Source organism: Streptomyces ochraceiscleroticus (assembly GCF_000720485.1).
Classification (GTDB): domain Bacteria; phylum Actinomycetota; class Actinomycetes; order Streptomycetales; family Streptomycetaceae; genus Streptomyces; species Streptomyces ochraceiscleroticus.
This window is the reverse complement of the sequence record NZ_JOAX01000039.1, coordinates 42,552-66,492: the sequence shown is the minus strand read 5'-3', so window position 1 is coordinate 66,492 and position 23,941 is coordinate 42,552. Positions and strand designations below refer to the sequence as shown.

The following is a 23,941-nucleotide window of genomic DNA, read 5'->3' as shown; positions in this document are numbered from 1 at the left end:
CGAGGCCGTAAGGAGTCCGGGTTACCCCGATTACCCGGTGAAGACCGGAACGATTACGGCAGCGATGGCGGACAGCAGGCCGCCCACGGAGATCACACCGGCGAACTTCTCCTTGGCCGTGGGGAAGACAGCCTGCACGACGCTGCCGGTCTTGTGCCGCAGCACGATCATCTTCATCTTCTGCCACCTGTGCTGCCTGTAGGAGCAGCCCATCAGCAGCCCGGCGGCGTTCTTGCGGCAGTACGTACGACCATCGCGGTTGACCGCGCCGCACCATACGGGTAGCGCGAAGCTCGTGTAGACGGCCACGGCGAGCGAAAGCACCAGGATGATGGCGCTCTCCGCGCCCCGGCTCCAGGCCACGATCAATGCGGCCGCTGCCAGATATCCCCAGTACCCCCGCATGGCTTTCATGCCCGAAGACGATACCTACGGCATGTGCCAACGGGCAGGCGGTAATCCGGCCATGATCCGGTTGGTACCGGCCAGATCACGCCGGATTACCGCAGGTCGTCCGCCGTTTCATCAGCCCCGCAGGTTGCGGAGGTGGGACGCGGAGCGGCGGGCCGTGGTGAGGGAGCCGGCGGGGTTGGCGGCGGGGTCCACGGCGTCGTCTCGTTCAACGATCCAGTTGTGGTACTTGCGGTTCGGCAGGCGGCCCACGCGGCTGAGGAAGTGCCGGTAGTCGATGTCGCCGTCGCCCACGTCCACCATGTGGTAGCCGTCGCGCGCCGCCTCGTCGTGCTCGCCGTCCTTGACGTGGAAGAGCGGGTAGCGGGCGGGGTCGGCGAGGACGTAGTCGAGCGGTTCGAAGGGCGCGGGCGTGCCGTCGGGCCGCTTCGAGAAGCGGTACTGGGCGACATACGCCCAGTAGATGTCCATTTCGAGGCGCACGAGGCTGGGGTCGGTCTCGGCAAGAAGGACGTCGTAGAGCCGCACCTTCGGGTTGTCCGTGGCGAAGGCGAACTCTTCCGCGTGATTGTGCTGGTAGAAGTGCATGCCGCGGGCCTTGGCCGCTGCTCCGTAGGCATTGAAGTCCGCGGCCGCGCGCTTCCAGCCGTCGACGGTGTTCCCGTAGCGGTCGGGCCCCGAGGCGGTGCCTACGTAGGGCAGACCGAGGGCCTGGGCGTCGTCGAGCACCTTGGTGAGGTTGGTGGCGAAGGTGTACGCCTTCGGGTCGGACGAGTAGTAGCCGACGTGGCTGCCGATGCCGCGCAGGCCGTTGTCCTTCATGAGGCGCTTGAGCTGCGCCAGAGTGATGGCACCGGCCGAGCCCTGGGTGTACCCGGCGAACTCCACCTCGTCGTACCCGTAGCGGGCCAGCTCTTCGAAGACTCTGGCGAAGCCGACGGAGGCCGTCTGGTCGCGGAGCGTGTAGAGCTGGATGCCGAGGCGGCCCGGCGGGACAACGGGACGGTGGCCGTCGGCCGTGGCGGGCCCGGGGTGCGCGCCGGACTCGGCGGCTTGGGCCGGCTGGGCGCCGAGGACGGCGGCCGCGGCGGCGCCGGCGGCCACGCCGAGGAACCCGCGGCGGGCGAGCCGGTGCGCGAGCTCGGGGTTGCGAGAGGTACGCGGGTTGGGAACGTCGCTGGTCATTACGGCTCCAAGGTCGATTGTCAGTGCCGTGCGGCAAGCTTGAGGAGCAAGGACTTCACGTCGGTCGCAGCGAGGGGGGTGGTGAGCGTGCCTGCGGTGGAGCAGATCAGGACGGGTCCGTCGTCCTCGTGGTCCGGGATACGCCCGTGACTGCCGCGCACGGGCTCGGGATCGAGGGGGACGACGGCCATGCGGTAGCGCATGCCGGTCTTCTTGCGGGCGAGTGCGGTGGCGGCGCGTAGCCGTACGTAAGGGTCGCGCGGGTCCATGAAGAGCTCGGCGGGGTCGTAGCCGGGCTTGCGGTGGATCTCGACGAGGCGCGCGAAGTCCGGAGCCCGGGCGTCGTCGAGCCAGTAGTAGTACGTGAACCACGCGTCGGGTTCGGCGACGGCGACGAGTTCGCCGGCCCGCGGATGGTCCAGCCCGTGCTGCTTCTTGCCCGCGTCGTCGAGGAGTTCGCCGAGCCCCGGCAGGTCGGCGAGGGCTTCGCGGGTGGCGTCGAGGTCTTCGGGGCGGCGTACGTAGACGTGCGCGATCTGGTGGTCAGCGACGGCGAAGGCACGGGACGCGGTCGGGTCGAGGTACTCCATCCCGTCCTGCGTGTGCACCTCCAGCAGCCCGGCCCGGCGCAGCGCGCGGTTGATGTCGACGGGGCGGCGGGCGCGGGTGATGCCGTACTCGGAGAGGGCGACGACCGTGACGCCGGCCGCGCGGGCGTCGTCGAGGAGGGGCGCGATGACGGCGTCGAGTGCGGCCGCGGCCGCGTGGGAGCGGGGGTCGTCGGGCCCGTAGCGCTGGAGGTCGTAGTCGAGGTGCGGGAGGTAGGTGAGGGTGAGGTCGGGGTGGCGGGTGCGCAGGATGTGACGGCTGGCGTCGGTGATCCATTGGGAGGAGGCGATCGAGGCCGTGGGCCCCCAGTAGGTGAAGAGGGGGAAGGGGCCGAGCAGTTCGGTCAGCTCGTCGTGGAGTGCGGGCGGCCGGGTGTAGCAGTCGGGTTCCTTGCGGCCGTCGGCGTAGTAGATGGGCCGCGGCGTGACGGTCCAGTCCACGTCCGCGCCCATGGCGTACCACCAGCAGATGTTGGCAACGGTGTAGCCCGGGTGGGCGCGGCGGGCGGCGTCCCAGAGCTTGTCGCCGCCGACGAGCGCGTTGTGCTGCCGCCAGAGGTGGACCTCGCCGACGTCGCGGAAGTACCAGCCGTTGCCGACGATGCCGTGCTGGGAGGGCGGCGCGCCGGTGAGGAAGGTGGACTGGACGGTGCAGGTGACGGCCGGCAGGACGGTACGCAGCGGGGTGTACGAACCGGCCGCGGCCAGCGCCTTGAGGCGCGGCATGTGGTCGAGGAGCCGGGGGGTGAGGCCGACGACGTCGAGGACTAGCAGGGGCTGGGGCGGCGCGGCGTCGGCGGGCGGCACGGCGGCGTCCGCGGGGCTGCTCTCGTGCGCGGTCATGGCAGCTCCTTGAGGCCGAGGTCGGTCAGCAGGTCGCGGGCGAGGGCGAGTTCGGCGGCGATGCCGTCGGCGAGCCGGGCACGGGTGCGCGGCCGCAGCTCGGGCGGCAGCGCCTGCCAGGTGTATGTCTCGACCTCCAGGTGGTGGGTGCGCGGCGGCGCGGCCGGGCCGACGAGGCGGGCGAGGGTGTCCTTGAGCACGGGGAGGGTCGAGGTGAGCGGAGGCTGCGGCGGCGCGTGCAGCGGTACGTGGAAGTGGGCGCGCCAGGGGGCGGCGGTGGGCAGGCCGGGTCCGGCGGCGGGAAGGCCGGGTCCGGCGGCGGGCCCCGGTGTCGCGCCGAGTGCCTCGTCGAGATCGTCGGTCGCGAGGAGTTCGCCCTGCGCACTGCGGGTGCGGGTCTGGTGCAGGAAGCGGGGTTCGGCGAAGGCGCCGAGTGCGGCGCGGACGTCGGCCCGATCGGGGTGCTCGGCGTGCAGCGCGGCGGAGAGCTGCGTCTTGACGACGGGGATGTTCGCCCGGTGCAGCGCGTCCAGGGCCGGGCCCGGTTCCTCGAAGGAGGTGGCGAGGTGACAGGTGTCGATGCAGACGCCGATGCGGTGGGTGGGGACGTCCGCGGCGCCGGTCAGCGCGCCGCGGGCGTCGGCCAGGGTCTCGACCGTGCAGCCGGGCTCCGGCTCCAGGCCGACGCGGATGCTGCGGCCGGTGGTGTCCTGGAGCGCGTCCAGGCGCGCTGCGAGAGTGCGGAGCGCGGCCAGGGCGGCCGCACGCCGGTGCTCGTCGAAATCCGTGCGCCAGGCGAGCGGCAGGGTGGAGATGGTGCCTTCGGCGGCGTCGTCCGGCAGCAGCACGGTCAGCAGCCGGGCGAGGTCGGCCGTGTACTCCAGCCGGGCCGGTTCGGTCCAGTCCGGCCGGTAGACCCGGTACTTGACGTGGCTGTCACCGAACCCTTCGTACGGGAATCCGTTGAGGGTGACGACCTCGAGGCCACGCGTGTCCAGCTCCCGGCGCAGCCGGCGGAGGGCCACGGGATCGGACGTCAGCGCGCGGGCCGCGGCGCGAGCGAGCCACAGCCCGATGCCGAGCCGGTCCCGGCCCAGCCGTTTGCGTACGGGCTCGCAGTGGTCGCGGAGCTGGGCGAGCACGCCGTCGAGCGTCTCGGCGGGGTGGACGTTGGTGCAGTAAGCGAGGTGGACGGTGGAGCCGTCGGGGTGCCGGAAGCGCATGGGTCCGCCGCCTCCTCATTCCCCGCCGCGGAGGATGGAGTTGCCCTCGTGGAGGGCGCCGGGGTCGGCGATGTCGAGGGAGAGCCGGCCGCTCTGGCCGTAGAAGGCGACGGGATTGCGCCACAGCACTTGGTCCACGTCGTCGTCGGAGAATCCCGCGGCGATCATCGCCTCGCCGACGTGCAGCGTCTTGAGCGGATCGCTGCGGCCCCAGTCCGCGGCGGAGTTGACGAGGACCCGCTCCGTGCCGTGGACGCGGAGGATCCGCACCATCCGTTCCGGGTCCATCTTGGTGTCCGGATAGATGGAAAAGCCCAGCCAGCAGCCACTGTCAGTGGCATCCCCTACGGTTGTTTCATTGAGATGGTCCAGGACGACTCGATCGGGGGGAAGGTCGGATTCGCGCAGGACGTCGAGGGTGCGTTTGAGCCCGGCGGCCTTGTCGCGGTGGGGGGTGTGGACGAGGGCTGGAAGGCCGTGATCACTGGCCAACTGAAGCTGAGCGGCCAGGGCGGTGTCCTCGGCCGGGGTCATCGAGTCGTAGCCGATCTCGCCGACGGCGACGACCGAGTCTTTTACGAGGTAGCGGGGCAGTGCGTCGAGGACGGGGGTACAGCGGGGGTCGTTCGCCTCTTTGGGGTTGAGCGCGATGGTGCAGTGATGGGCGATGCCGTGCTGGGCGGCCCGGAAGGGCTCCCAGCCGAGAAGGGAGTCGAAATAGTCGAAGAAGCTCGCCGGTGAGGTCCGCGGCTGACCCAGCCAGAAGGCCGGCTCGACGAGGGCGCGCACGCCGGCCGCGTACATGGCCTCGTAGTCGTCGGTGGTGCGGGAGGTCATGTGGATGTGCGGATCGAAGATACGCATCGGGGTTACGCCTCCTCGGAGGACGACGGGCCGGCGGTGGCGTCGGCAGACAGGGGGGACTGCTGAGTGAGGACGAGAACGCGAGGGAGATCCTCGGGTACGGGGCGGCCGGCCGAGGTGCGTTCCCGGGCGTAGTCGCCGAGCATGCGGGCGAGTTCGGCGTCGCCGCGGGAGCGTTCGGCGAGACCGGCGACGGCGTCCACCGATACCCCGGTGAACAGGCACTTGAGTACGGCGTGCCGCCAGGCGTGCGCATCGAGGTGCCGTGCGGCGTACGGGCCCACGGCCGCGGCGACCAGTCGCGTGTCGTTCGTCCGCAGGGCGTCCTCGATGAGCGGCAGGCCGGGCCGGTCGTCAGTGCCGGTCGTGCCGCCTGTGTGCAGGGGCAGGTGCGGGAGTGCGAGGAGTACGGCCCGGCGTTCGGCGGCCGTGCCGTGCTCGTACAGCCGGGCGACGGTGGCGCCGTCGGCACGGGCGGCACACAGGATCAGTACCCGCGCGGCCTCGGCGGCCTCCGGGTCGGCATGATGCGGCGGTTCGCTCCGCAGGCAGTGCCGGCCGGCGGAGGCGAATCGGGGCTCCCAGACGGGAGGGGCGGCCGGCGACGGCGAGCGCCGGGCCGGGGCGGGCGCTTCGGTGTCGGTTGCGGGTGCGGCTGCTGCGGCGGCGTGGGAGGTGGCTTCGGTGAGCGCCTCGTCGAGCCAGGTGCGGGCGCTGGTGCTGAGGCGGTCGCGGAGGGCCTTGTCGAGGCGGGTGATCCAGGGATCCTCAGGGGGCAGGTCCGGGGTCAGCACGGGGCGCCTCCTATACGCCCGGCGGCGGAGAGCTGGGCCGGAGTGGCCGGACGGTGTGATGTGTGGAGGTGGGAACGGAGGAAGTGGAGGGAGGTGCGGGCCAGTTCGGGTCCGGCGTGGGAGTGGCGGGGCAGCTCGACGCTGACCAGGCCGCGGTAGGCCGTGTCGCGGAGGGCGGCGAGTACCGGCGGGAAGTCGATCTCGCCGTCACCGAACGGGAGGTGTTCGTGGACGCCGCGGCGCATGTCCTCCAGCTGGACGTGCCGGGTCCAGGGAGTGGCGGCACGGACGCAGTCGGCGGGCGGGGCCGGTTCCAGGCACTGGCAGTGGCCGATGTCGAGGGTCAGCCCGAGTACGTCCGGGTCGGGCGCGCCCATGACCGTACGGAGGTGGTGGAAGCCGGCGAGGTCGGAGAGGAGGTGGCCGGGTTCCGGTTCTACGGCGAGCGGCAGGCCGGCGTCCGAGGCCGCCGCGGCGACGGGGTCCAGAGCGGCGGCGAGGCGCTGCCAGGAGTCGGCGTCCGTGCTTTCGGGGTCGCGTACGCCGCTGAAGCAGTGGACGGCGGTGGCGCCCAGGTCCGCGCCGACGCGTACGGCGGTGCGGAGCAGGTCGGTGCGGGCGGCGCGGGCGTCCGGGTCGGGGTCGATGAGGGTGGGGTGGTGTTTGCGACGTGGGTCGAGTACGTAGCGGGCGCCGGTCTCGATCGCGACGGCGAGGCCCGTGTCGCGCAGGGTGTCGGCCACCCGCGCCGTGCGGGCGGTCAGGCCCGGGGCGAGGGGGTCGAGGTGCATGTGGTCGAGGGTGAGCGCGACGCCGTCGTAGCCGAGGTCGGAGAGGAGGGCCAGGGCGTCGGTCAGGCGGAGGTCGGTGAGGCCGTTGGTTCCGTAGGCGAGGCGGAGGGGCGGTGAAGCCGCGGAGTGCGGTGGGAGGGGGGCGTCGCGTGGCGGGGGCGTTGAGGTCATGTCGGACTGACCTTTCGGGACAGGCGACGGGCGACGGGGATGAGCGCGAGCACCGCGGCGCCGGTGACCGGGGCACCGGCTCGTGCGGCGAGGGCCGCCTGCAGCGGGATCATCGCGCGGATGCCGCCGCCGACGGCCCGCTGGAGGAAGTGGGGTGAGGGATTGAGCGCGGCGACGAGGAGGGGGCGGGCGGCGGTGACCGCGTAGCCCGCGGCGAGGAGAGGGGGTGCGAAGGCCGTCGCCGGGGGGAGCGTCGGTCGTCGCCCGGCGGTGGGAGCTTTGCCGCCTTGTGCGAGTGGCGGGGCGGCGTTGCGTCGCACATGCGGCGGAGTTGTTATGCCTTGCACATGCGGCGGGATTGCTTTGCCTTGTGCCGGCACCGGGGCTGCTGTGCCTTGGGCAGATGGTCGGGCTGCGTTGGTTTGCGCAGGTGGCGGCGTTGCGTTGGCTTGCACGGGTTGCGGTGTTGCGTTGCCTTGCGCTGATGGGCGGGTTGCGTTGCGGCTCGGGGTGGTGCGGCGGCCGGCTGCCGCGTTGGCGAGCGCGGTGACGGCGGCGAGGGCGAGGAGGGGGAGGGACGAGGAGGAGCCCTGGGCTTCGCGGCGGGAGACGGTGGTGACGGTGAAGGTGTGCGCGCCGAGCAGGGCGGCCGAGGGGAGGGCGCGGAGAGCGGCCCTGGTGTGCGGACGGGGGGTGGGGGCCGTGCGGAGGGAGGCGGAGAGCGGCGGCGCTCCGGCAGTACGCGCGGCCGTCCCCCGCCCCGTCCCCGTCCCCGCACCCGCAGCGGCGCCAGCAGCGGTACCCGCGCCCGTACTCGTGCCGCTGTCCTTACCCGCACTCGTACCGCTGCCCCTGCCCGTCGTTGCGACGGCGCCCTGGAGGAGGTCGAGGGCTCGGGCGCAGGCCATGGCGGTGGGGCCGGCGGGGGTGTTCTTGAGGTGCAGGTCGTAGGCCCAGACGGTGGCGGCCAGGGCGGTGGCGGTGGCCAGGGCCGGGCGGCCGGCCGCCGCCGCGCACGCCAGGCCCGCCGCCGTCAGCCCGCCGGCCGCGGCGAGGGCCGCGCCGGGGCTGATCCGGCCGGAGGGGATGGGGCGATGCGGGCGTTCGAGGGCGTCGATGTCGCGGTCGGCCCAGTCGTTCAGGGCCATGCCGGCTTCGTACAGGCAGAGGGAGGAGCAGGCGGCCAGCGCGGTACGGGCGTTGGGACGCAGCCCGGCGGCCGCGGCCCCGGCGAGGAGGTCACCGGGGACGCTGGCCGGAGCGGAGATCCGGAGCAGCTCCGCCCAGGCGCGGAGTGGGTGGCGGGAGACCTCGCCGCCGGAACCGGTGGCGCGGCCGGGAGCCTCGCCGTCGGAATCGGTGGCGCGCTCGGGGGCCTCGCCGTCGGGACTGCCGAGGGAGCCGAGGACCCTTCCAACCGGCCCACGGCGCGGTTGGCCGACTCCCCCGCCGCGCGGGCGACGCGACACGGACGCTGCCGACGCCGGCACCGCCCGCTCCATCGGCACCGCCGGCACCGAAGCCAACGCCGAGGCAGAAGCCGGCGCCGGGACCGACGCTGCCCGGCGGAGGAAGCGTGGGAGAGGGATCATCTGCGCGCCTCCCGGAGCTGGGTGGCGAAGGTGGTGGTGAGGACCGTGTACTGGTCCGACAGGGCGGCCGGGCCGCCGTCCGGGTCCTTGAAGTAGAAGCCGAGTCCGGGGAGCGGGCCGCTGAGGCCGGCCGCGTGGGCAGCCGCCACCAGGCGGGCCAGGTCCAGTACGAGCGGGGCGGCGAGCGCCGAGTCGCAGCCCTGCCAGATAGTCTGGAGGATCACCCGGCTCCCGAGGAAACCGTCGACCGCGACGTGGTCCCAGGCCGTCTTCCAGTCGCCGAGTGCCGGGACGTTGTCGATGTGGAGGTCACCGGGCGGGAGTTCGCCGAGGGTGTCGCGGAGCACGGCGGCCTTGCCCGCGTTCTTCGCGGCGGCGGCGGCCGGGTCGGCGAGCGCGGCACCGTCTCCCCCGCCGAGCAGGTTCGTACCGGACCAGGCCCGTACGTTCAGCGCACGCTGCGCCAGCATCGGCGCGAGGGCGGAGCGCAGCAGGGTCTGGCCCGTCTTGCCGTCCCGGCCCGCGTACGGGAGCCCGCTGCAGCGGGCCATGTCGCGGAGGACGGGGTGGTGGAGTCCGGTGGAGGGTGTGAAGTTGACGTACGGGCAGCCGGCGCGGAGGGCGGCGAGCGCGTAGAGGGAACTGGCCGGAAGCCGGTCACCGCCCCGCTCCGCCTCCGTCCCCGGCCCCGCGTCCGACGCCGACCCCAGCCCCGGCTCCGTGGACGCCACGTTGATCACGACCACCCGGTCCAGATCATGCGCACTGCGGAACGTGCGCAGGTCCGTGGCGAAGGCGGCAGCGAGTGCCTCGTCGTCGCGGGTGTCGCCCGGCTGCGGGCCGCCGGGGCGGATCTCGGCGTCGGCGGCGGCGAGTTCGGCGTGTACCGAACGGGGCAGGCCGTGCGGCATCACGCCGCCCGCGGCGAGCTGCTCGGCGCGCTTCGGCAACGGGCACGACGTGATGTCATGGCCGCCGAAGACCAGTGAAGCGAGCGGCGGCAGCGGGACGTCGGCGAACGCGGCGGTCTCGGTGACCATGCCGGTCGGCTCGTGCAGACCGGCGGCGAGTGCCGCGCAACCCGCGACCACGGTCGTCGCGACCGAGCCCCGCGCACCGACCAGCCACACCCCCGTACGACCAGAACTGGAACCGGAACCGGAACTGGAACCACTACTCGTACCCATACGCTCTCCCATCTCCCCGCCCCCGCTCACCCGCGACTGCCCTTCTCCGACAGTTCCTTCAGCTCCTTCAGCTCCTTGATCCGTATGTGGCGGAAGGCCACCTGGTCTTCGGAGCCGTGGTTCTGGATGCCGACGTAGCCCTGGCGCAGGGAGCGGGCCGGGTCGTGGTTGGTGAAGTCGTTGATCTTGCGGCCGTTGAGGAAGACCTTCAGGCGTTCGCCCTGGACGCGGATCTCGTAGGTGTTCCACTCCCCCGGCGGGTTCAGGGCCGCGTCCCGGGCCTCGATGTCCGCCGCCTTGAAGCCGTAGACGGAGCCGGTGGTGTGGTCGGGGGTGTCGGTGGCGTCGATCTGGATCTCGTAGCCGTTGTTCACCGCCGACCAGGGGTCGTCGGAGGCGGGGAAGCCCACGTAGACACCCGAGTTGTCGTCACCGGACTGGCTCGCCATCTTCCAGTCCAGCTTCAGGGAGTAGGCGTGCTGCTCCTCGGCCGCGTACCAGAGCATGCCCATGCCGCCCGTGGAGGTGAGCGTGCCGTCGTCCTCGTTCAGGGTGAAGGAGCCGGGGCCCGCCTGCTTCCAGCCCTTCAGGCTCGCCGCGGTGCCGTCGAAGAGGGCGGTGTATCCAGTCTCCGGTCGGCAGTCGGCCTGAGCCCGGCCTGTCGCATATTGGATACCGCCGAGGAGGTGCGTACGGAAGGCGGGCTCCGCGTAGGACTCCTTGGTGTGGCCGGCGCCCGTGTAGAAGGCGCGGCCGCCGCTGTACTCCTGGCACCAGGCGAGCGGGTGGTCCCCGCTCATCGTGCCGCCGGTGTACGTCGACTCGTCGAGGGTGGCGAGGACGTGGGCGCGCTCGCGCGGATTGGTGCGGTAGTTGTACCACTCGTCGGTGCGGTCCCAGGCCGCCGCCAGGTGGGCGGTGGCGGGGTGGGCCCGGTCCTCCACGCGTACGGTGGCGGGCTGGATGGCCGGGTGCGACTGGAAGTACGCGCCGGCCAGGCCGCCGTAGAAGGGCCAGTCGTACTCGGTGTCGGCGGCCGCGTGTACCCCGACGTAGCCGCCGCCCTTGGCGATGTACTTCTCGAAGGCGGTCTGCTGGGCGGCATCGAGGACGTCGCCGGTCGTGGAGAGGAAGACCACGGCGTCGTAGCGGGCGAGGTTGGCGTCGGTGAAGGCGCCGGCGTCCTCCGTCGCGTCGACGGCGAAGCCGTGCTCCGCGCCGAGCTCCTTGACCGTGGCGATGCCCTGCGGAATCGAGTCGTGGCGGAAGCCGGCGGGCCACCTGGCCCACCCGCCGCGCCGGCCGTCAGTGCGGCGGTGTCACTTCGTAGTGATCTCGAAGTCGTCCACCTCGTACAGCGCGTCCGTGCCGCTCCCCTTGAAGACGAGGTAGAGCGTCGTCGTCCCGGCGGGCGGCTTCGCGATGGCCGTGCTGACGTCGGTGTACGTCTCCCAGCCGCCGGTCACCGGCACCTTTGCCGTGCCGAGCAGACTGCCGTCGGGCTTGCCCGTACGGATCTCCAGCGTGCCGCCGGTGCCTGCGGAGGCGACCCGGGCGGTCAGCTTGGTGGCGTTGGAGACGATGTAGGGGGTGAAGCCGATCCAGTCGCCGTTGTGGATGTCGCCAACGGTCTTGCCGCCGTGTGCCGGCGTGTGGTCGACCGCCTTGACACCCTTGGAGGTGCCGAAGTGCTCGGCCTGGCGGTGCTTGGGCTGGACGACGTTCTGGTCGTGGGTGGTCAGCGCGGGCTGGCCGTTGGCGCCCTTGTCGGTGTACTCGGCGTCGAAGACACCGAAGATGTTGGCGTTGGCGTCGTGTTCACCGTCGGCCAGGGTCTGGATAGTGCCCTCGCAGCCGTTGGCCGAGGTGACGGCGTGGCCGTGGCTGTCGTGGCCGAGGATGTGCGTGACGGTGACCTTCGAGCAGTCGATCTGGCCGTCCTCGGGATCGGTGACCTTGACCTTGAAGGGGACCTTGTCGCCGAAGGTGAAGAGCTGGCCGTTGCCGGGGAGTTCGAGCGTCACCTTGGGGGCGGTGTTGCCGACCGTGAGGTGCACGCTGGCCGAGCCGGTGCGGCCGGACGCGTCCTTCGCGGTGACGGTCGCCGTGTAGGTGCCGTTCTTCTTGTACGTGTGGGCGGGGTTCTGCGCCGTGGATGTGGTGTTGTCGCCGAAGTCCCAGGCATACGTGAGCGCGTCACCGTCCTGGTCGGTCGCGGTCGCGCTGAACTTCGCCTTCAGGGGCGCCTGGCCCGAGGTGCGGTCGACCTTCGCCTCGGCGACCGGGGAGTGGCCGTCGGTGGCATTCTCTATGCGGTACAGCGCGGAGTGCTCGTCGCCGCCGAACCAGCTCAGCCCGTAGTCCAGCACGTACAGCGCGCCGTCCGGGCCGAAGGACATGTCCATGATCTGGGTGCCGCTCCAGGGGAACGGGTTGATCGACTGGACCTTGCCGTCCGCGTCCTGCTCGATCCGCTTGATCCACTGGCGGCCGAACTCGCCGGCGAAGAAGTCACCGTCGTAGGACTCGGGGAACTTAACCTTGGAGTCCAGGGCGGCGTCATAGCGGTAGACCGGGCCGCCCATCGGGGACTCCGAGCCGCTGCCGAGCTCCGGTACGGAGGCGTTGTCATACGGTATCCACGCGGCTTGGGCCGGGGGCAGGTCGGTCAGGCCGGTGTTGTGCACCGAGGTGTTCTTGGGCGCGGCGCAGTCGAAGGACTCGCCGGACGTGCCGGTGGCGAAGTCGTAGTCGACGTACGCGTCGTTGTTGCCGGTGCAGTACGGCCAGCCGTAGTTGCCGGCCTTGGTGACGCGGGCGAACTCGACCTGTCCGGCAGGGCCGCGGGTGGGGCTGGCGGAACCGGCGTCGGGGCCGTAGTCGCCGACGTAGACAATGCCGGTGGGCTTGTCGACGCTCATCCGGAAGGGGTTGCGGAAGCCCATGGCGTAGATCTCGGGCCGGGTCTTCTCGGTGCCGGGCGCGAAGAGGTTGCCCTCGGGGATGTCGTACGAGCCGTCGGCCTTGACCTTGATGCGCAGGATCTTGCCGCGCAGGTCGTTGGTGTTGCCGGAAGTGCGCTGGGCGTCGTACGCCGGGTTGCGGTCGGCGCGCTCATCGATGGGCGTGTAGCCGTCCGAGGCGAACGGGTTGGAGTCGTCGCCGGTGGAGAGGTAGAGGTTGCCCTGCGCGTCGAAGTCGATGTCGCCGCCGACGTGGCAGCAGGTGCCACGCGAGGTGGGCACCTCCAGGATCTTCTTCTCACTGGCGGTGTCCAGCGTGCCGTCCGCCTTGAGGACGAAGCGGGACAGCCGGTTCAGGCCGTCGAACTTGGCGAAGTCGGCGGCGGTGCCGTTGTCGGGCGCGTCACCGGCCGGGGTGTCCAAAGGCGGGGCGTAGAACAGGTAGATGAACCGGTTGTCCTTGAAGCCGGGGTCGACGCCGACGCCCTGCAGGCCCTCCTCGTCGTGCGTGTAGACGGGGAGCTTGCCGGCGACCTTGGTGTAGCCGGTGGCGTCGGTCAGCCGGAGCGTGCCGTCGCGGGACGTGTGCAGGACCGAGCGGTCGGGGAGGACGGCGAGCGTCATCGGCTCGCCCGTCTCGGCCTCGCCCTTGGCCAGGGTGACCTGCTGGAAGTCCTCGGCGGCGGCCGCCGGCGCGGTCGGCGCGGCGGAGGTGGGGGTGACACCGAGCGCGAGCGAGCCTGCGGCGAGCAGACCGCCCGTACAAAGGGCCAGGGCGGAGCGGATTCTGAGACGTCTTCTGTGCACGCGGTGCCTCCCGGGCGGGTTGAAGTGCCGTGCGGTGGGCGGTGCTGGGAGTTCAGTGCGCTGTGCGAGCCTCAAGTACATGTACGTGACACCAGGGGCGAAGGTAGTCGCGTTTGCTCGCTACGGATAGACCTTTGACATGGATGATGGGGACTTCTGCCCCCAGAAGGACAAAGACGGATGGTCCGTCAGGCGTCCGCGCTGCCGAACGCCGCGTCGAACGACGCCGTCGGCGGCTCGTAGTCGTACGCCTTGAGCCGGGCCAGCGCCTCGGGGGCGCCCTGCAGCCGGTCCATGCCGGCGTCCTCCCACTCCACCGATACCGGCCCCTCGTACCCGATCGAACGCAGCATCCGGAAGCAGTCCTCCCACGGGACGTCGCCGTGACCGGCGGAGACGAAGTCCCAGCCGCGTCGCGGGTCGCCCCAGGGCAGGTGGGAGCCGAGCCGGCCGTTGCGGCCGTCGAGGCGCTTCCTGGCCTCCTTGCAGTCGACGTGGTAGATCCGGTCGCGGAAGTCCCAGAGGAAGCCGACCGGGTCCAGGTCCTGCCAGACGAAGTGGGACGGGTCGAAGTTGAGCCCGAAGGCGGGCCGGTGGCCGACGGCCTCCAGGGCCTGCTGAGTGGTCCAGTAGTCGTACGCGATCTCGCTCGGGTGGACCTCGTGGGCGAAGCGGACGCCCTCGGCGTCGAAGACGTCCAGTACCGGGTTCCAGCGCTCGGCGAAGTCCTCGTAGCCGCGTTCGATCATGCCGGGGAGGACCGGCGGGAACATCGCGACCAGGTGCCAGACGGCGGAGCCGGTGAAGCCGACGACCGTACGGACGCCGAAGGCCGCGGCGGCCCGTGCGGTGTCCCTCATCTCGGCCGCCGCCCGCTGCCGTACGCCTTCGGGCTCGCCGTCACCCCAGACGCGGGCCGGCAGGATCGCCTTGTGCCGCTCGTCGATGATCGCGTCGCAGACCGCCTGGCCCACCAGGTGGTTGGAGACGGCCCAGCACTTCAGGCCGTACTTGTCCAGGAGCTGCCGGCGGCCGTCCAGGTAGCCGGGGTCGGCCAGCGCCTTGTCGACCTCGAAGTGGTCGCCCCAGCAGGCGAGTTCGAGGCCGTCGTAACCGAATTCGCGGGCCAGCCGGCAGACCTCCTCCAGGGGCAGGTCGGCCCACTGGCCGGTGAAGAGCGTGAAGGGGCGGGGCATACGGGGGCCTCCTCGGCGGACGGTATTCAGTCGACCGGTCGTCAGTCGTCGGTGTCGTCAGTCGTTGGCGTCGTCAGTCGACGGTGTGTCAGTCGACGATCGGGGTGTATGCACAGTTCTTGGCGGCGCTCTCCTCGACCGCGGCCAGCACGCGCTGCACCCGCAGACCGTCGGCGAAGGACGGCGCGGGGTCGGTGCCCGCCGCGATGGCGTGCACCAGGTCGCGGGCCTGGTGGACGAAGGTGTGCTCGTACCCGAGACCGTGGCCCGGCGGCCACCACCCCTCCAGGTACGGGTGGTCGGGCTCGGTGACCAGGATGCGGCGGAAGCCCGCCGCCTCGGCCGGCTCGGTGTGGTCGTGGAAGGACAGCTCGTTGAGACGTTCCAGGTCGAAGGCAAGCGAGCCGCGGTCGCCGTTGACCTCGATGCGGAGGGAGTTCTTGCGGCCCGCCGCGACCCGGCTGGCCTCGAAGGACGCCAGCGCGCCCGAGGCGAACCGGCCGGTGAACAGTGCCGCGTCATCCACCGTCACCTCGCCTGTGCCGCCCCCCGAGGGCAGCGGCCGCTGCCGTACGAAGGTCTCGGTGACCGCCGAGACGCCCGTCAGCAGCTCCCCCGCGAGATACTGTGCGAGGTCGACAATATGCGCGCCCAGGTCGCCGAGCGCGCCGGAGCCCGCGCTGTCCTTGCGCAGCCGCCAGGTCATCGGCGCCAGCGGGTCGACCAGCCAGTCCTGCAGGTACGTGGCGCGAAGCTGGCGCAGCGTACCGATGCGGCCCTCCGCGATGAACCGCCGCGCAAGCGTCATCGCGGGCGTGCGGCGGTAGTTGAAGCCGACCATGGTGAACCGGCCACGGGCCCGTGCCGACTCGGCGGCGGCCGTCATGGCCTCCGCCTCCGCGGCGGAGTTGGCCAGCGGCTTTTCGCACAGGACGTGCTTGCCCGCTTCGAGGGCCGCAAGGGCGATCTCGGCGTGGCTGTCGCCGGGTGTGCAGATGTCGACCAGGTCGACGTCGTCGCGGGCGATCAGGGCCCGCCAGTCGGTCTCCGCCGCGGCCCAGCCGAGGCGGTCGGCGGCGGCGCGTACGGCATCGGCGTCCCGGCCGCAGATGGCGTTCATGGCGGGGCGCAGCGGCAGGTCGAAGACCCGGGCGGCGGTGCGCCAGCCCTGGGAGTGCGCGGCGCCCATGAAGGCGTAGCCGACCATGCCGATCCCCAGTGCGGGGCGGCCGTCGGGGGTGGGGTCCTTCGCGTTGTCGTCCATGCATCACCTCATCGGTGGTGGTCAGGTGGGGGAGAACGGGGGCACGGCGCGGGCGGGGCGGCGGCGCGCGGACGGACGCGCGCGCCGCGCCGTGCGCCAGTACAAACCGCCCGGAACCGCGCATCAGTTCAAGCCGCTCGGAGCCGTGCGTCAGTTGAAGCCGCTCGGCAGGTAGTCGTCGACGTTGTCCTTGGTGACGACCGCCGAGTACAGAGTGATCGAGGCGGGGATCTCCAGCTCGGCCATGCCGCTGACCCCCTCGCCCTGCCCCAGCGCGCGGGCCAGGTCGATCGCGGAGGCCGACATCGTCGGCGGGTAGAGCACCGTGGCCTTCAGGACGGAGTTGCCGGCCTTGATGGTGTCCATGACCTTGCGGGAACCGGCGCCGCCGACCATGAGGAAGCCGTCCCTGCCCGCCTGCTCGATGGCCCGTTCGGCGCCCACGCCCTGGTCGTCGTCGTGGTTCCACAGGGCGTCGAAGTCGGGGTGCGCCTGCAGCAGCCCGGCCATCTTGGACTGGCCCGACTCGACGGTGAACTCGGCCGCCTGCCGGCCCACCTTCTCGATGTTGGGGTAGTTCTTCAGGGCATCGTCGAAACCCTTGGTGCGCTGCCGGGTCAGCTCCAGGTTGTCGATGCCGGCAAGCTCGACGACCTTGGCATTCTTCTTGTCCTTGAGCTGCTCGCCGATGTAGTGCCCGGCGTTCAGGCCCATGCCGTAGTTGTCGCCGCCGACCCAGCAGCGGTACGCCTGCTGCGAGGCGAAGACCCGGTCGAGGTTGACGACGGGGATGCCGGCCCGCATGGCCTTCAGGCCGACCTGGGTGAGCGCCTTGCCGTCGGCGGGCAGGATGACCAGTACGTCGACCTTCTTGTTGATCAGGGTCTCGATCTGCCCGATCTGCTGGGCGGTGTCGTTCGAACCCTCGGTGATCTCCAGGGTGACGTCCTCGTACTGCTTCGCGCGTTCCTTGGCGTTCTGGTTGATCGCGTTCAGCCAGCCGTGGTCGGCCTGCGGCCCGGCGAAGCCGATGGTGACCTTCTTGCCGGGCTTGTCGTCGACCCCGCCGGCCTGCTGCTGCTTGCCGGTGCCGGCCGAGGCGTTGTTCTCGTTGCTGGTGCAGGCGGTGAGGAAGGCGCCGGCGGAGACGGCCGCGGCGCCGAAGAGCATGTTCCTGCGGCTGGTGCCCGGACCTTCCGGAGTGTGCGCTGTAGACGATCGCGGTGTAGACGGTATGCGTTGCGTCATGACTTGCGGCCCTTCTGTACCAGTACGGCGGCGACGATGATGGCGCCCTTGGCGATCTGCTGGACGGCGGTCTCCAGGTTGTTCAGGGCGAACAGATTGGTGATCGTGGTGAAGACGAGGACGCCCAGGACGGAGCCGGTGATGGTGCCGCGGCCGCCGCTGAGGAGGGTGCCGCCGATGATGGCCGCGGCGATGGCGTCGAGTTCGTAGAGGTTGCCGTTGGTGTTCTGGCCCGAGCCGGTCAGCACGATCAGCAGTAAGGCCGCGATTCCGCAGCACAGCCCGGACAGCAGGTACAGCAGCAGCCGCTGGCGGCGTACGTCGATGCCGGCCAGCCGGGCCGCCTCCGGGTTGCCGCCGACCGCGACGGTGCGCCGGCCGAAGGTCGTACGGTTCAGCAGCAGCCAGCCGGCGGCCGTGACGACGGCGAAGACCAGCACGATGGGCGGGATGCCGAACAAGTACGCGTCCCGGCGGCCCAGCGCGAGCACCGGCTCGACGGACACCACCTGCGTACCGCCCTGGCTGATCTGCAGCGCGAGGCCGCGGGCCGAGGCGAGCATGGCGAGGGTGGCGATGAAGGGGACCATGCCGCCGAACGACACCAGCAGCCCGTTGACCAGCCCGCAGCCCAGGGCCACCAGCAGCGAGCACAGCAGGATGCCGCCGAGGCCGTACTGCTGGGTGGCCACCGTCGTCGCCCAGACCGTGGCGAGCGCCACCATCGCGCCGACGGACAGGTCGATGCCGCCGCCGATGATGACGAAGGTGACGCCGACGGTGACCACGCCGATCACGGACGCCTGGGTGAGGACGAGCTGAAGGTTCTGCACGCTCAGGAACTGCTCGGGCTTGGTGAGCGCGCCGACCAGTACGAGTGCGGCGAGCACCCCGAGCAGCGAGAGGTTGCGGACGTCGGGGCGGCGGCGGGCACGGGCGTGCCGGTTGTCCTTGGCGGTCGGCACGGCGGGGCCCGGCGGTGCGCTGCCCGCCTCGGCCGGGAGGGCGTGTCCTTCGGAGGTGTTCACGGGCGGTCTCCTCGCGGGGTCGGGGCCGACGTGTCCTCGGGGGCTGATGTCTTCCGGGTGGCGGACGTCTTGTCGGTGGCGGACGCCTTGTCGGTGGCCGGGCGTCCGGAGGCCGGTACCGGTACGGGGCCGGGGCCGTCGCTCATCACCAGATCCAGCACCCGGTGCTCGTCCAGCGCCGCCGCCTCGCCCTCGTGCACGACCCGGCCCTCGCGCAGAACGAGCACCCGGTCGGCGAGCCCGAGCACCTCGGGCACCTCGCTGGAGACCAGCAGCACGGCGACGCCGTCGTCCGCGAGCCGCCTGATCAGCGCGTACAGCTCGGCGCGCGCACCGACGTCCACACCGCGGGTCGGCTCGTCCAGCAGCAGTACGCGGCAGCCGCGGAGCAGCCAGCGGGCCAGTACGGCCTTCTGCTGGTTGCCGCCGGAGAGGGTGCGGACCGGGCGGTCGGGGTCGTCGGGGCGCAGCGAGAGGCCGCGGGTAGCGGCCAGGGTGCCGGCCCGTTCGGCGGGCCGGTTCAGCCAGCCGGCCCGCGCGAAGTGCGGCAGCGAGGAGAGGGAAACGTTGCGGCTGACGGACTCCAGGAGCAGCAGCGCCTGGGACTTGCGCTCTTCGGGGGCGAGGCCGAGGCCGGCACGCACGGCGGCGGTGACGCTGCCGGGGCGCAGCGGTCGACCGTCGACCAGCACCCGTCCGGCGGTGGGCCGCCGTGCACCGTATACGGTCTCCAGTATTTCGGAGCGGCCCGACCCGACGAGTCCGGCGAGCCCGAGGATCTCGCCGGGACGCAGTCGGAAGTCGACCGGGCCGAACTCGCCTTCGCGCGCCAGCCCTTCGACGCTGAGGACGGGCGCCAGGAGGCCGTTAGCCGCCTGGTGAACGGTGGCCGCGCGCCGTTCGGGGAAGACGTACTCGACGTCGCGGCCGGTCATCAGGGCGACGATGTCGCGAGTGGGAGTGGCGTGCGCGTCCAGGCCGCGGGCGGCCGTCCGCCCGTCCTTCAGTACCGTCACGCGGTCGCCGATCCGCCGGATCTCCTCCAGCCGGTGCGAGATGTAGACGACGGCGACGCCGGAGGCGGTGAGCGCGGCGACGATGCGGAAGAGGTTGTCGACCTCGTCGGGGTCGAGTGCGGCGGACGGCTCGTCCATGACAATGAGCCGTACGTCGTGCGAGAGGGCACGGGCCATGGACGCGATCTGCTGTCCGGCGGCGGAGAGCCGGCCGACGAGCGTGCCGGGGTCGATCTCGGGGTGGCCCAGGCGGGCGAGCAGTTCGGCGGTCCGCTCGCGGGCCTCCCCGGTGCGGATGAAGCCGCCGGTGGCGCGCTCGTGCCCGAGGAAGACGTTCTCCGCGACGGACATGTGCTCCACCAGGTCCAGCTCCTGGTAGATGGTGGCGATGCCGAGCCGCATGGCGGCGATCGGCGACTTGAGGGAGACGGTCTCGCCGCGCCAGCGGATGGTGCCGCCGTCGGGCTGGTGGGCGCCGGCCAACACCTTGATCAGGGTGGACTTGCCGGCGCCGTTCTGGCCGAGCAGGCAGTGCACCTCGCCCGCGACGACGTCCAGGTCGACACCGTCCAGCGCGCGGACGCCGGGGAAGGATTTGGTGATGCCGGTCATGGTGAGCAGCGGTCCGGCGGGTTCGTGCGCCGCGGGCGGCGGTGGTGCGGGGCGGTGCGCTGGTGCCATGGCGGGCCTCCTCGGCAGTACGCCGGTGAGCGGGCAGGGCGGAGCGGCGCGCATGCGGGCATGCGGCATCGCGGAAGGGCGCGTGGGGCGTTGGTGCTGCGGTGCGGCTCGTACGGGTACGGCTTCTACGGCGGTGGTGCGGTGGTGCGGGTCGAGCACCGAACCGGGTGACGGTGCGTCACCCGGGCCGGAAGTCCGGGGCCGGCTCAGGCAGGCGAGAACAGGTGATCGCTGATCAGCCGGGCCGCGCCGGTCACCCCGGCCAGCGGCCCCAACTCACCAAGGACAATGGGGAGGTTGCCGGTCGCCAGCGGCAGCGACTGGTGGTAGACCTGCGTACGGATCGCGGCCAGCAGCGTGTGGCCGAGGCCGGTCACACCGCCGCCGATCACCACGAGGCCCGGGTTGAAGAAGCTGACGAGCCCGGCGATGACCTGCCCGGTGCGGGTGCCCCCGTCCTTGATCAGTTCCAGTGCGGTGGCGTCACCGGCCGAGGCGGCCACGGACACGTCCGACGCGGCGAGCGCGCCCGCCGCCTCCAGGCGGGCCGCGAGTGTGACCGAGCGGCCGTCGCGTGCCGCGTCCTCCGCGTCGCGGGCGAGCGCGGCGCCGCCGAAGTACGCCTCCAGGCAGCCGGCGTTGCCGCAGGCACAGCGGCGGCCGTTCGGCTCAACCTGGATGTGGCCGATGTCGCCGGCGCTGCCGGTCGTACCGCGGTAGACCTGGCCGCCGACGACGATGCCGCAGCCGATGCCCGTACCGATCTTGACGCAGAGAAAGTCCTGCGAGGTACGGGCCACGCCCGCGTGCTGCTCGCCGAGCGCCATGAGGTTCACGTCGTTGTCGACCATGACCGGGCAGCCCAGCTCCTGGCTGAGCGCTTCCCGTACGGGGAAGCCGTCCCAGCCCGGCATGATCGGCGGCGCGACGGGCACGCCTTCGGGGAAGCGGACCGGGCCCGGCACGCCGATGCCCGCGCCGTCGAACCCCTCGGCGAGTCCGCTGTCCTTCAACTTGGCTGCCAGGACCAGCACTTGCTCGAATACGGCGACCGGTCCGGCCCGTACGTCCATCGGCTGGGTGAGGTGGCCGAGCACTTCCAGCTCGGCGTTGGTGACCGCCACGTCGACCGAGGTCGCGCCGATGTCGACGCCGAGGAAGCGCAGCGAGGGCGCGAGCCGGATGTTGTGCGAGCGGCGGCCGCCCCGGGAGGCGGCCAGCCCGTCGGCGACGACGAGGCCGGTATCCAGTAGCCGGTCGACCTCCACCGCGAGCTTGGAGCGTGACAGGTCGACCTGGTCGCCGAGCTGTGCACGGGAGTTGGGCCCCTGGTCGCGCAGCAGGTGAAGAAGCCGTGCCTGGTGCGCGTTCGCGGGCCTCGCCGTCATGCGCCTCACGCCGCCCTCCAGCCGTACTCGGCACCATCGAGTCCTGGTCGTGTCCGGTGTGTGCGGACGGGCCGTTTTCGGCCGTCCCACCGAGCTTTCGAGGGGAACGTAGCAGCGCTTGTCCGAACGAGGAAGTACTACGGACAGAATCCGCACCTACTTTCTCCTGACTCGGGACAAAGTCTTGCGCACGAGTACGTGGGGGTCTTGCGCACGAGTGCGCCGGAGTGTGATGTCTACGATCACCGGAGAGGGAAAGGGGACCGGGTGGACCGGCACATACGCACTGTCGACGATGTACTGAGGCTGCTGGACGGCCTGTTCGCGCCGGAGGCGGACCGCTGGACGGCGGGCGGGGCCTCCTGGTGGGACGACTTCTACACGGACCGCACCCGGGAGGTACCGTTCTTCGTGGCGAAGCCGGACGAGAGCCTGGTCTCGTACCTCGAACGTGGGCTGATCACGCCGGGGCGCGCCCTGGACCTGGGCTGCGGGCCGGGCCGCAACGCCCTCCACCTCGCCTCACTGGGCTTCGAAGTGGACGCCGTCGACCTCTCCCCGGCCGCCATCGCCTGGGCCGAGGACCGCGCCCGCGAGGCCGGGTCCGAGTCCGGGGCCGGGTCTGAGGCCGCGGCCAAGGTCACCTTCCACTGCGGCGACGCCTTCGCCCTCGCCGACGGCGCGCTCGCCGGCCCGTACGACCTGATCTACGACTCCGGCTGCTTCCACCACCTGCCGCCGCACCGCCGCATCAGTTACCTCGCGCTCCTCGAGCGGGCGCTCGCTCCCGGCGGTCACTTCGGGCTGACCTGCTTCGCGGCCGGCGGGATGGGCTCCGAGGTACCTGACGAGGACTTCTACCGCCAGTCCGAGTCCGGCCTGCACGGCGGAATCGCCTACACCGCGGAGTCGCTGCGCTGGATCCTCTCCGAGCTGACAGAGGTGGAGCTGCGCCGTATGCACGACGAGCCGCCGGAGTCCCCGCGCTTCGGCGAACCGTTCCTCTGGACGGCGCTGTTCCGCGGCGCGGGGGCCGCCGCCCGGCCGTAACGGTCCGGGGCGCCCATGAAATGCCTCTCCCGGCAGGGCCCTTCAGAACTGCGGCCCTTCAGGACTCCTTGGCGCCCAACCGCTCGTGGTACGTACGGCGGGTGTGCTCGGTGTGCTCGCGCATGATCTTCGTGGCGCGGAGCCCGTCACCCGTGGCGATCGCCTCGATCAGCTCGCGGTGCTCGATCCAGGACTGCTTACCGCGCTGCCGGGCGACCGGCGTGTAGTACCAGCGCACCCGCCGGCCGACCTGCTCGGCCAGCTCGGCAAGCACCGCGTTCTGGGCCTGCTCCATGATCGTGGCGTGGAACTCCGCGTTGAGGGCGACGGCACGATCCACGTTGTCGTCGCGCACCGCCTGCTCGCCTTGTTCGCACAGTTCCAGCATCTTCAAGACGCCGGGCTCGGTGGAATGCTGGGCGGCCAGTCCGGCCGCCTCCGCCTCCAGCAGGGTCCGCACGCTCAGCAGTTGGTCGGCTTCCGCCTCGGTCGGCTCGTGCACGAACGCGCCCTGCGCGGGGCGCAGATCGACCCAGCCGTCGGTGTTCAGGCGCTGCAGCGCCTCGCGCACCGGCTGCCGGGAGACGCCGAGATGGCCGGCGAGTTCGCTCTCGACCAGATGCTGGCCGGGCTGCAGAGCGCGGGTGGTGATGAGTTCGAGCAGTGCTTCATAGACACGCTCGCGCAACGGGCCGGGGCGTTCGAGCTTCGGCACGGCCCCTTGCGGCAGCCCAGTGGACAGCATCGCGGTCCCCCTCTACGACTCGGACGCCGGTACTCCGGGACTCCGCGGTACTCCGCGACTCGGAGACACCGGACGGCAATTGGTTATCGTCTACAGTCTACCGAGCGCAACTTACCGTACACAGCACGCGCCGGTGATCTGTATCACCTCAACGAGCGGATCGGGCCTCGGTTTCCCTGCGTCGACCCGGACTTCGCGGGTACGCGGTGAGCCCTGCACGTTCACGAGAGGAGGAGCCCGGATCATGTCGAAGATCGAGGAATCGGTCGAGGTGGCCGTCCCGGTGCCGGTGGCCTACAACCAGTGGACACAGTTCGAGGAGTTCCCCCGGTTCATGGACGGGGTCGAGCGCATCGAGCAGCGCACGGACACACTGACCCACTGGGTCACCAAGATCGGAGGGGTGACCCGCGAGTTCGACGCGGAGATCACCGAGCAGATCCCCGACGAGCGGGTCGCGTGGACCACCGTGGCGGGTGAGGCGCGCCAGGCCGGCGTGGTGACCTTCCACCGCCTCGATGACGAGCACACCAAGGTGATGCTCCAGCTTGAGCACGACCCGGAGGGCATCGCCGACACGGTCGGCGACAAGCTCGGCTTCGTCCGCCGTCAGGCCACCGGTGACCTCGGCCGCTTCAAGGAGTTCATCGAGTCGCGCGGCACGGCGACCGGCGGCTGGCGCGGCGAGGTCTGAGCCGTGGTGCGACACACCCGCTGAATCCGAAGGAGGTGGCCCGGCCGGAGTGCGCTCCGGCCGGGCCACTGCCGCGTTTTGGGCGAACGTGTCGGGCGAACGTTTCTGACGAACACAGACCGCAGACCGTCTACACCGCAGCTCCGCACGCCTCTTGACCCTCTCTGAGCGAATACTGTAGACAATATTCTG

19 protein-coding genes and 1 pseudogene are annotated in these 23,941 nt (G+C 71.4%); 2 read left to right on the top strand and 18 right to left on the bottom strand.

Features of this window, described 5'->3' with window-relative positions; translation table 11 throughout:
- Positions 1-30: 30 nt before the first annotated feature.
- From IG84_RS0134185 to IG84_RS0134105, 17 genes and pseudogenes are all read right to left on the bottom strand, one after another.
- The gene (locus tag IG84_RS0134185) at positions 31-414 is read right to left on the bottom strand and encodes a hypothetical protein (RefSeq protein WP_031066259.1); all 384 of its coding nucleotides are present in this window, start codon (positions 412-414) and stop codon (positions 31-33) included.
- A gap of 111 nt (positions 415-525) precedes the next feature.
- A complete protein-coding gene (locus tag IG84_RS0134180; RefSeq protein ID WP_031066256.1) occupies positions 526-1,596 on the bottom strand; it encodes a sugar phosphate isomerase/epimerase family protein in 1,071 nt (356 codons plus the stop codon).
- Between the two features lie 20 nt (positions 1,597-1,616).
- Positions 1,617-3,047 (bottom strand): alkaline phosphatase family protein, encoded by a 1,431-nt coding sequence (locus tag IG84_RS0134175; protein ID WP_037801218.1) that lies wholly within the window; start codon positions 3,045-3,047, stop codon positions 1,617-1,619.
- Positions 3,044-4,270, bottom strand: a complete 1,227-nt coding sequence (eboE, locus tag IG84_RS0134170) for a metabolite traffic protein EboE (RefSeq protein ID WP_031066249.1) — start codon at positions 4,268-4,270, stop codon at positions 3,044-3,046. The genes IG84_RS0134175 and eboE overlap by 4 nt, the downstream gene beginning before the upstream one ends.
- Positions 4,271-4,285: 15 nt before the next feature.
- Complete coding sequence (locus IG84_RS0134165) at positions 4,286-5,134, bottom strand: TatD family hydrolase (RefSeq protein WP_031066245.1); 849 nt, start codon at positions 5,132-5,134, stop codon at positions 4,286-4,288.
- A gap of 5 nt (positions 5,135-5,139) precedes the next feature.
- Positions 5,140-5,928: an EboA domain-containing protein gene (locus IG84_RS0134160; RefSeq protein WP_382467515.1), complete on the bottom strand. Its 789-nt coding sequence runs from the start codon at positions 5,926-5,928 to the stop codon at positions 5,140-5,142.
- Positions 5,922-6,890, bottom strand: coding sequence for a sugar phosphate isomerase/epimerase family protein (locus IG84_RS0134155; protein WP_078649778.1), 969 nt, complete (start codon positions 6,888-6,890; stop codon positions 5,922-5,924). Before IG84_RS0134155 ends, IG84_RS0134160 begins: the two co-directional genes overlap by 7 nt.
- A complete protein-coding gene (locus tag IG84_RS0134150; RefSeq protein WP_245659701.1) occupies positions 6,887-8,380 on the bottom strand; it encodes an SCO3242 family prenyltransferase in 1,494 nt (497 codons plus the stop codon). The genes IG84_RS0134155 and IG84_RS0134150 overlap by 4 nt, the downstream gene beginning before the upstream one ends.
- A 98-nt stretch (positions 8,381-8,478) precedes the next feature.
- A complete protein-coding gene (locus IG84_RS0134145) occupies positions 8,479-9,669 on the bottom strand; it encodes an inositol-3-phosphate synthase (protein ID WP_051862781.1) in 1,191 nt (396 codons plus the stop codon).
- Positions 9,670-9,695: 26 nt separating this feature from the next.
- Positions 9,696-10,943, bottom strand: a pseudogene (locus tag IG84_RS0134140) (ThuA domain-containing protein); the annotation flags it as partial.
- Between the two features lie 45 nt (positions 10,944-10,988).
- Positions 10,989-13,439 carry a PQQ-dependent sugar dehydrogenase gene (locus IG84_RS0134135; RefSeq protein WP_031066229.1) on the bottom strand — a complete coding sequence of 817 codons (2,451 nt, stop codon included), beginning with the start codon at positions 13,437-13,439 and terminating at the stop codon, positions 10,989-10,991.
- Positions 13,440-13,627: 188 nt separating this feature from the next.
- A complete protein-coding gene (locus tag IG84_RS0134130) occupies positions 13,628-14,635 on the bottom strand; it encodes a sugar phosphate isomerase/epimerase family protein (protein WP_031066226.1) in 1,008 nt (335 codons plus the stop codon).
- An 88-nt stretch (positions 14,636-14,723) separates the two neighbouring features.
- Positions 14,724-15,899: a Gfo/Idh/MocA family protein gene (locus IG84_RS0134125; protein ID WP_031066223.1), complete on the bottom strand. Its 1,176-nt coding sequence runs from the start codon at positions 15,897-15,899 to the stop codon at positions 14,724-14,726.
- Positions 15,900-16,049: 150 nt separating this feature from the next.
- Positions 16,050-17,069, bottom strand: a complete 1,020-nt coding sequence (locus IG84_RS0134120; protein ID WP_031066220.1) for a substrate-binding domain-containing protein — start codon at positions 17,067-17,069, stop codon at positions 16,050-16,052.
- 74 nt (positions 17,070-17,143) lie between these two features.
- The gene (locus IG84_RS0134115) at positions 17,144-18,175 is read right to left on the bottom strand and encodes an ABC transporter permease (protein WP_051862780.1); all 1,032 of its coding nucleotides are present in this window, start codon (positions 18,173-18,175) and stop codon (positions 17,144-17,146) included.
- Positions 18,172-19,872, bottom strand: coding sequence for a sugar ABC transporter ATP-binding protein (locus IG84_RS0134110; protein WP_051862779.1), 1,701 nt, complete (start codon positions 19,870-19,872; stop codon positions 18,172-18,174). Before IG84_RS0134110 ends, IG84_RS0134115 begins: the two co-directional genes overlap by 4 nt.
- Before the next feature lie 206 nt (positions 19,873-20,078).
- Positions 20,079-21,260, bottom strand: coding sequence for an ROK family transcriptional regulator (locus IG84_RS0134105; RefSeq protein ID WP_031066210.1), 1,182 nt, complete (start codon positions 21,258-21,260; stop codon positions 20,079-20,081).
- 267 nt (positions 21,261-21,527) lie between these two features.
- Here IG84_RS0134105 and IG84_RS0134100 point away from each other — a divergent pair, with 267 nt between their 5' ends.
- A complete protein-coding gene (locus tag IG84_RS0134100) occupies positions 21,528-22,310 on the top strand; it encodes a class I SAM-dependent methyltransferase (protein ID WP_031066206.1) in 783 nt (260 codons plus the stop codon).
- Between the two features lie 58 nt (positions 22,311-22,368).
- On the opposite strand, the gene IG84_RS0134095 is transcribed toward IG84_RS0134100, so the two are convergent.
- Complete coding sequence (locus IG84_RS0134095; RefSeq protein WP_031066203.1) at positions 22,369-23,055, bottom strand: GntR family transcriptional regulator; 687 nt, start codon at positions 23,053-23,055, stop codon at positions 22,369-22,371.
- Positions 23,056-23,299: 244 nt separating this feature from the next.
- Between IG84_RS0134095 and IG84_RS0134090 the strand changes: the two genes are divergently transcribed.
- Positions 23,300-23,749 (top strand): SRPBCC family protein, encoded by a 450-nt coding sequence (locus IG84_RS0134090; RefSeq protein WP_031066200.1) that lies wholly within the window; start codon positions 23,300-23,302, stop codon positions 23,747-23,749.
- Positions 23,750-23,941: the final 192 nt, after the last annotated feature.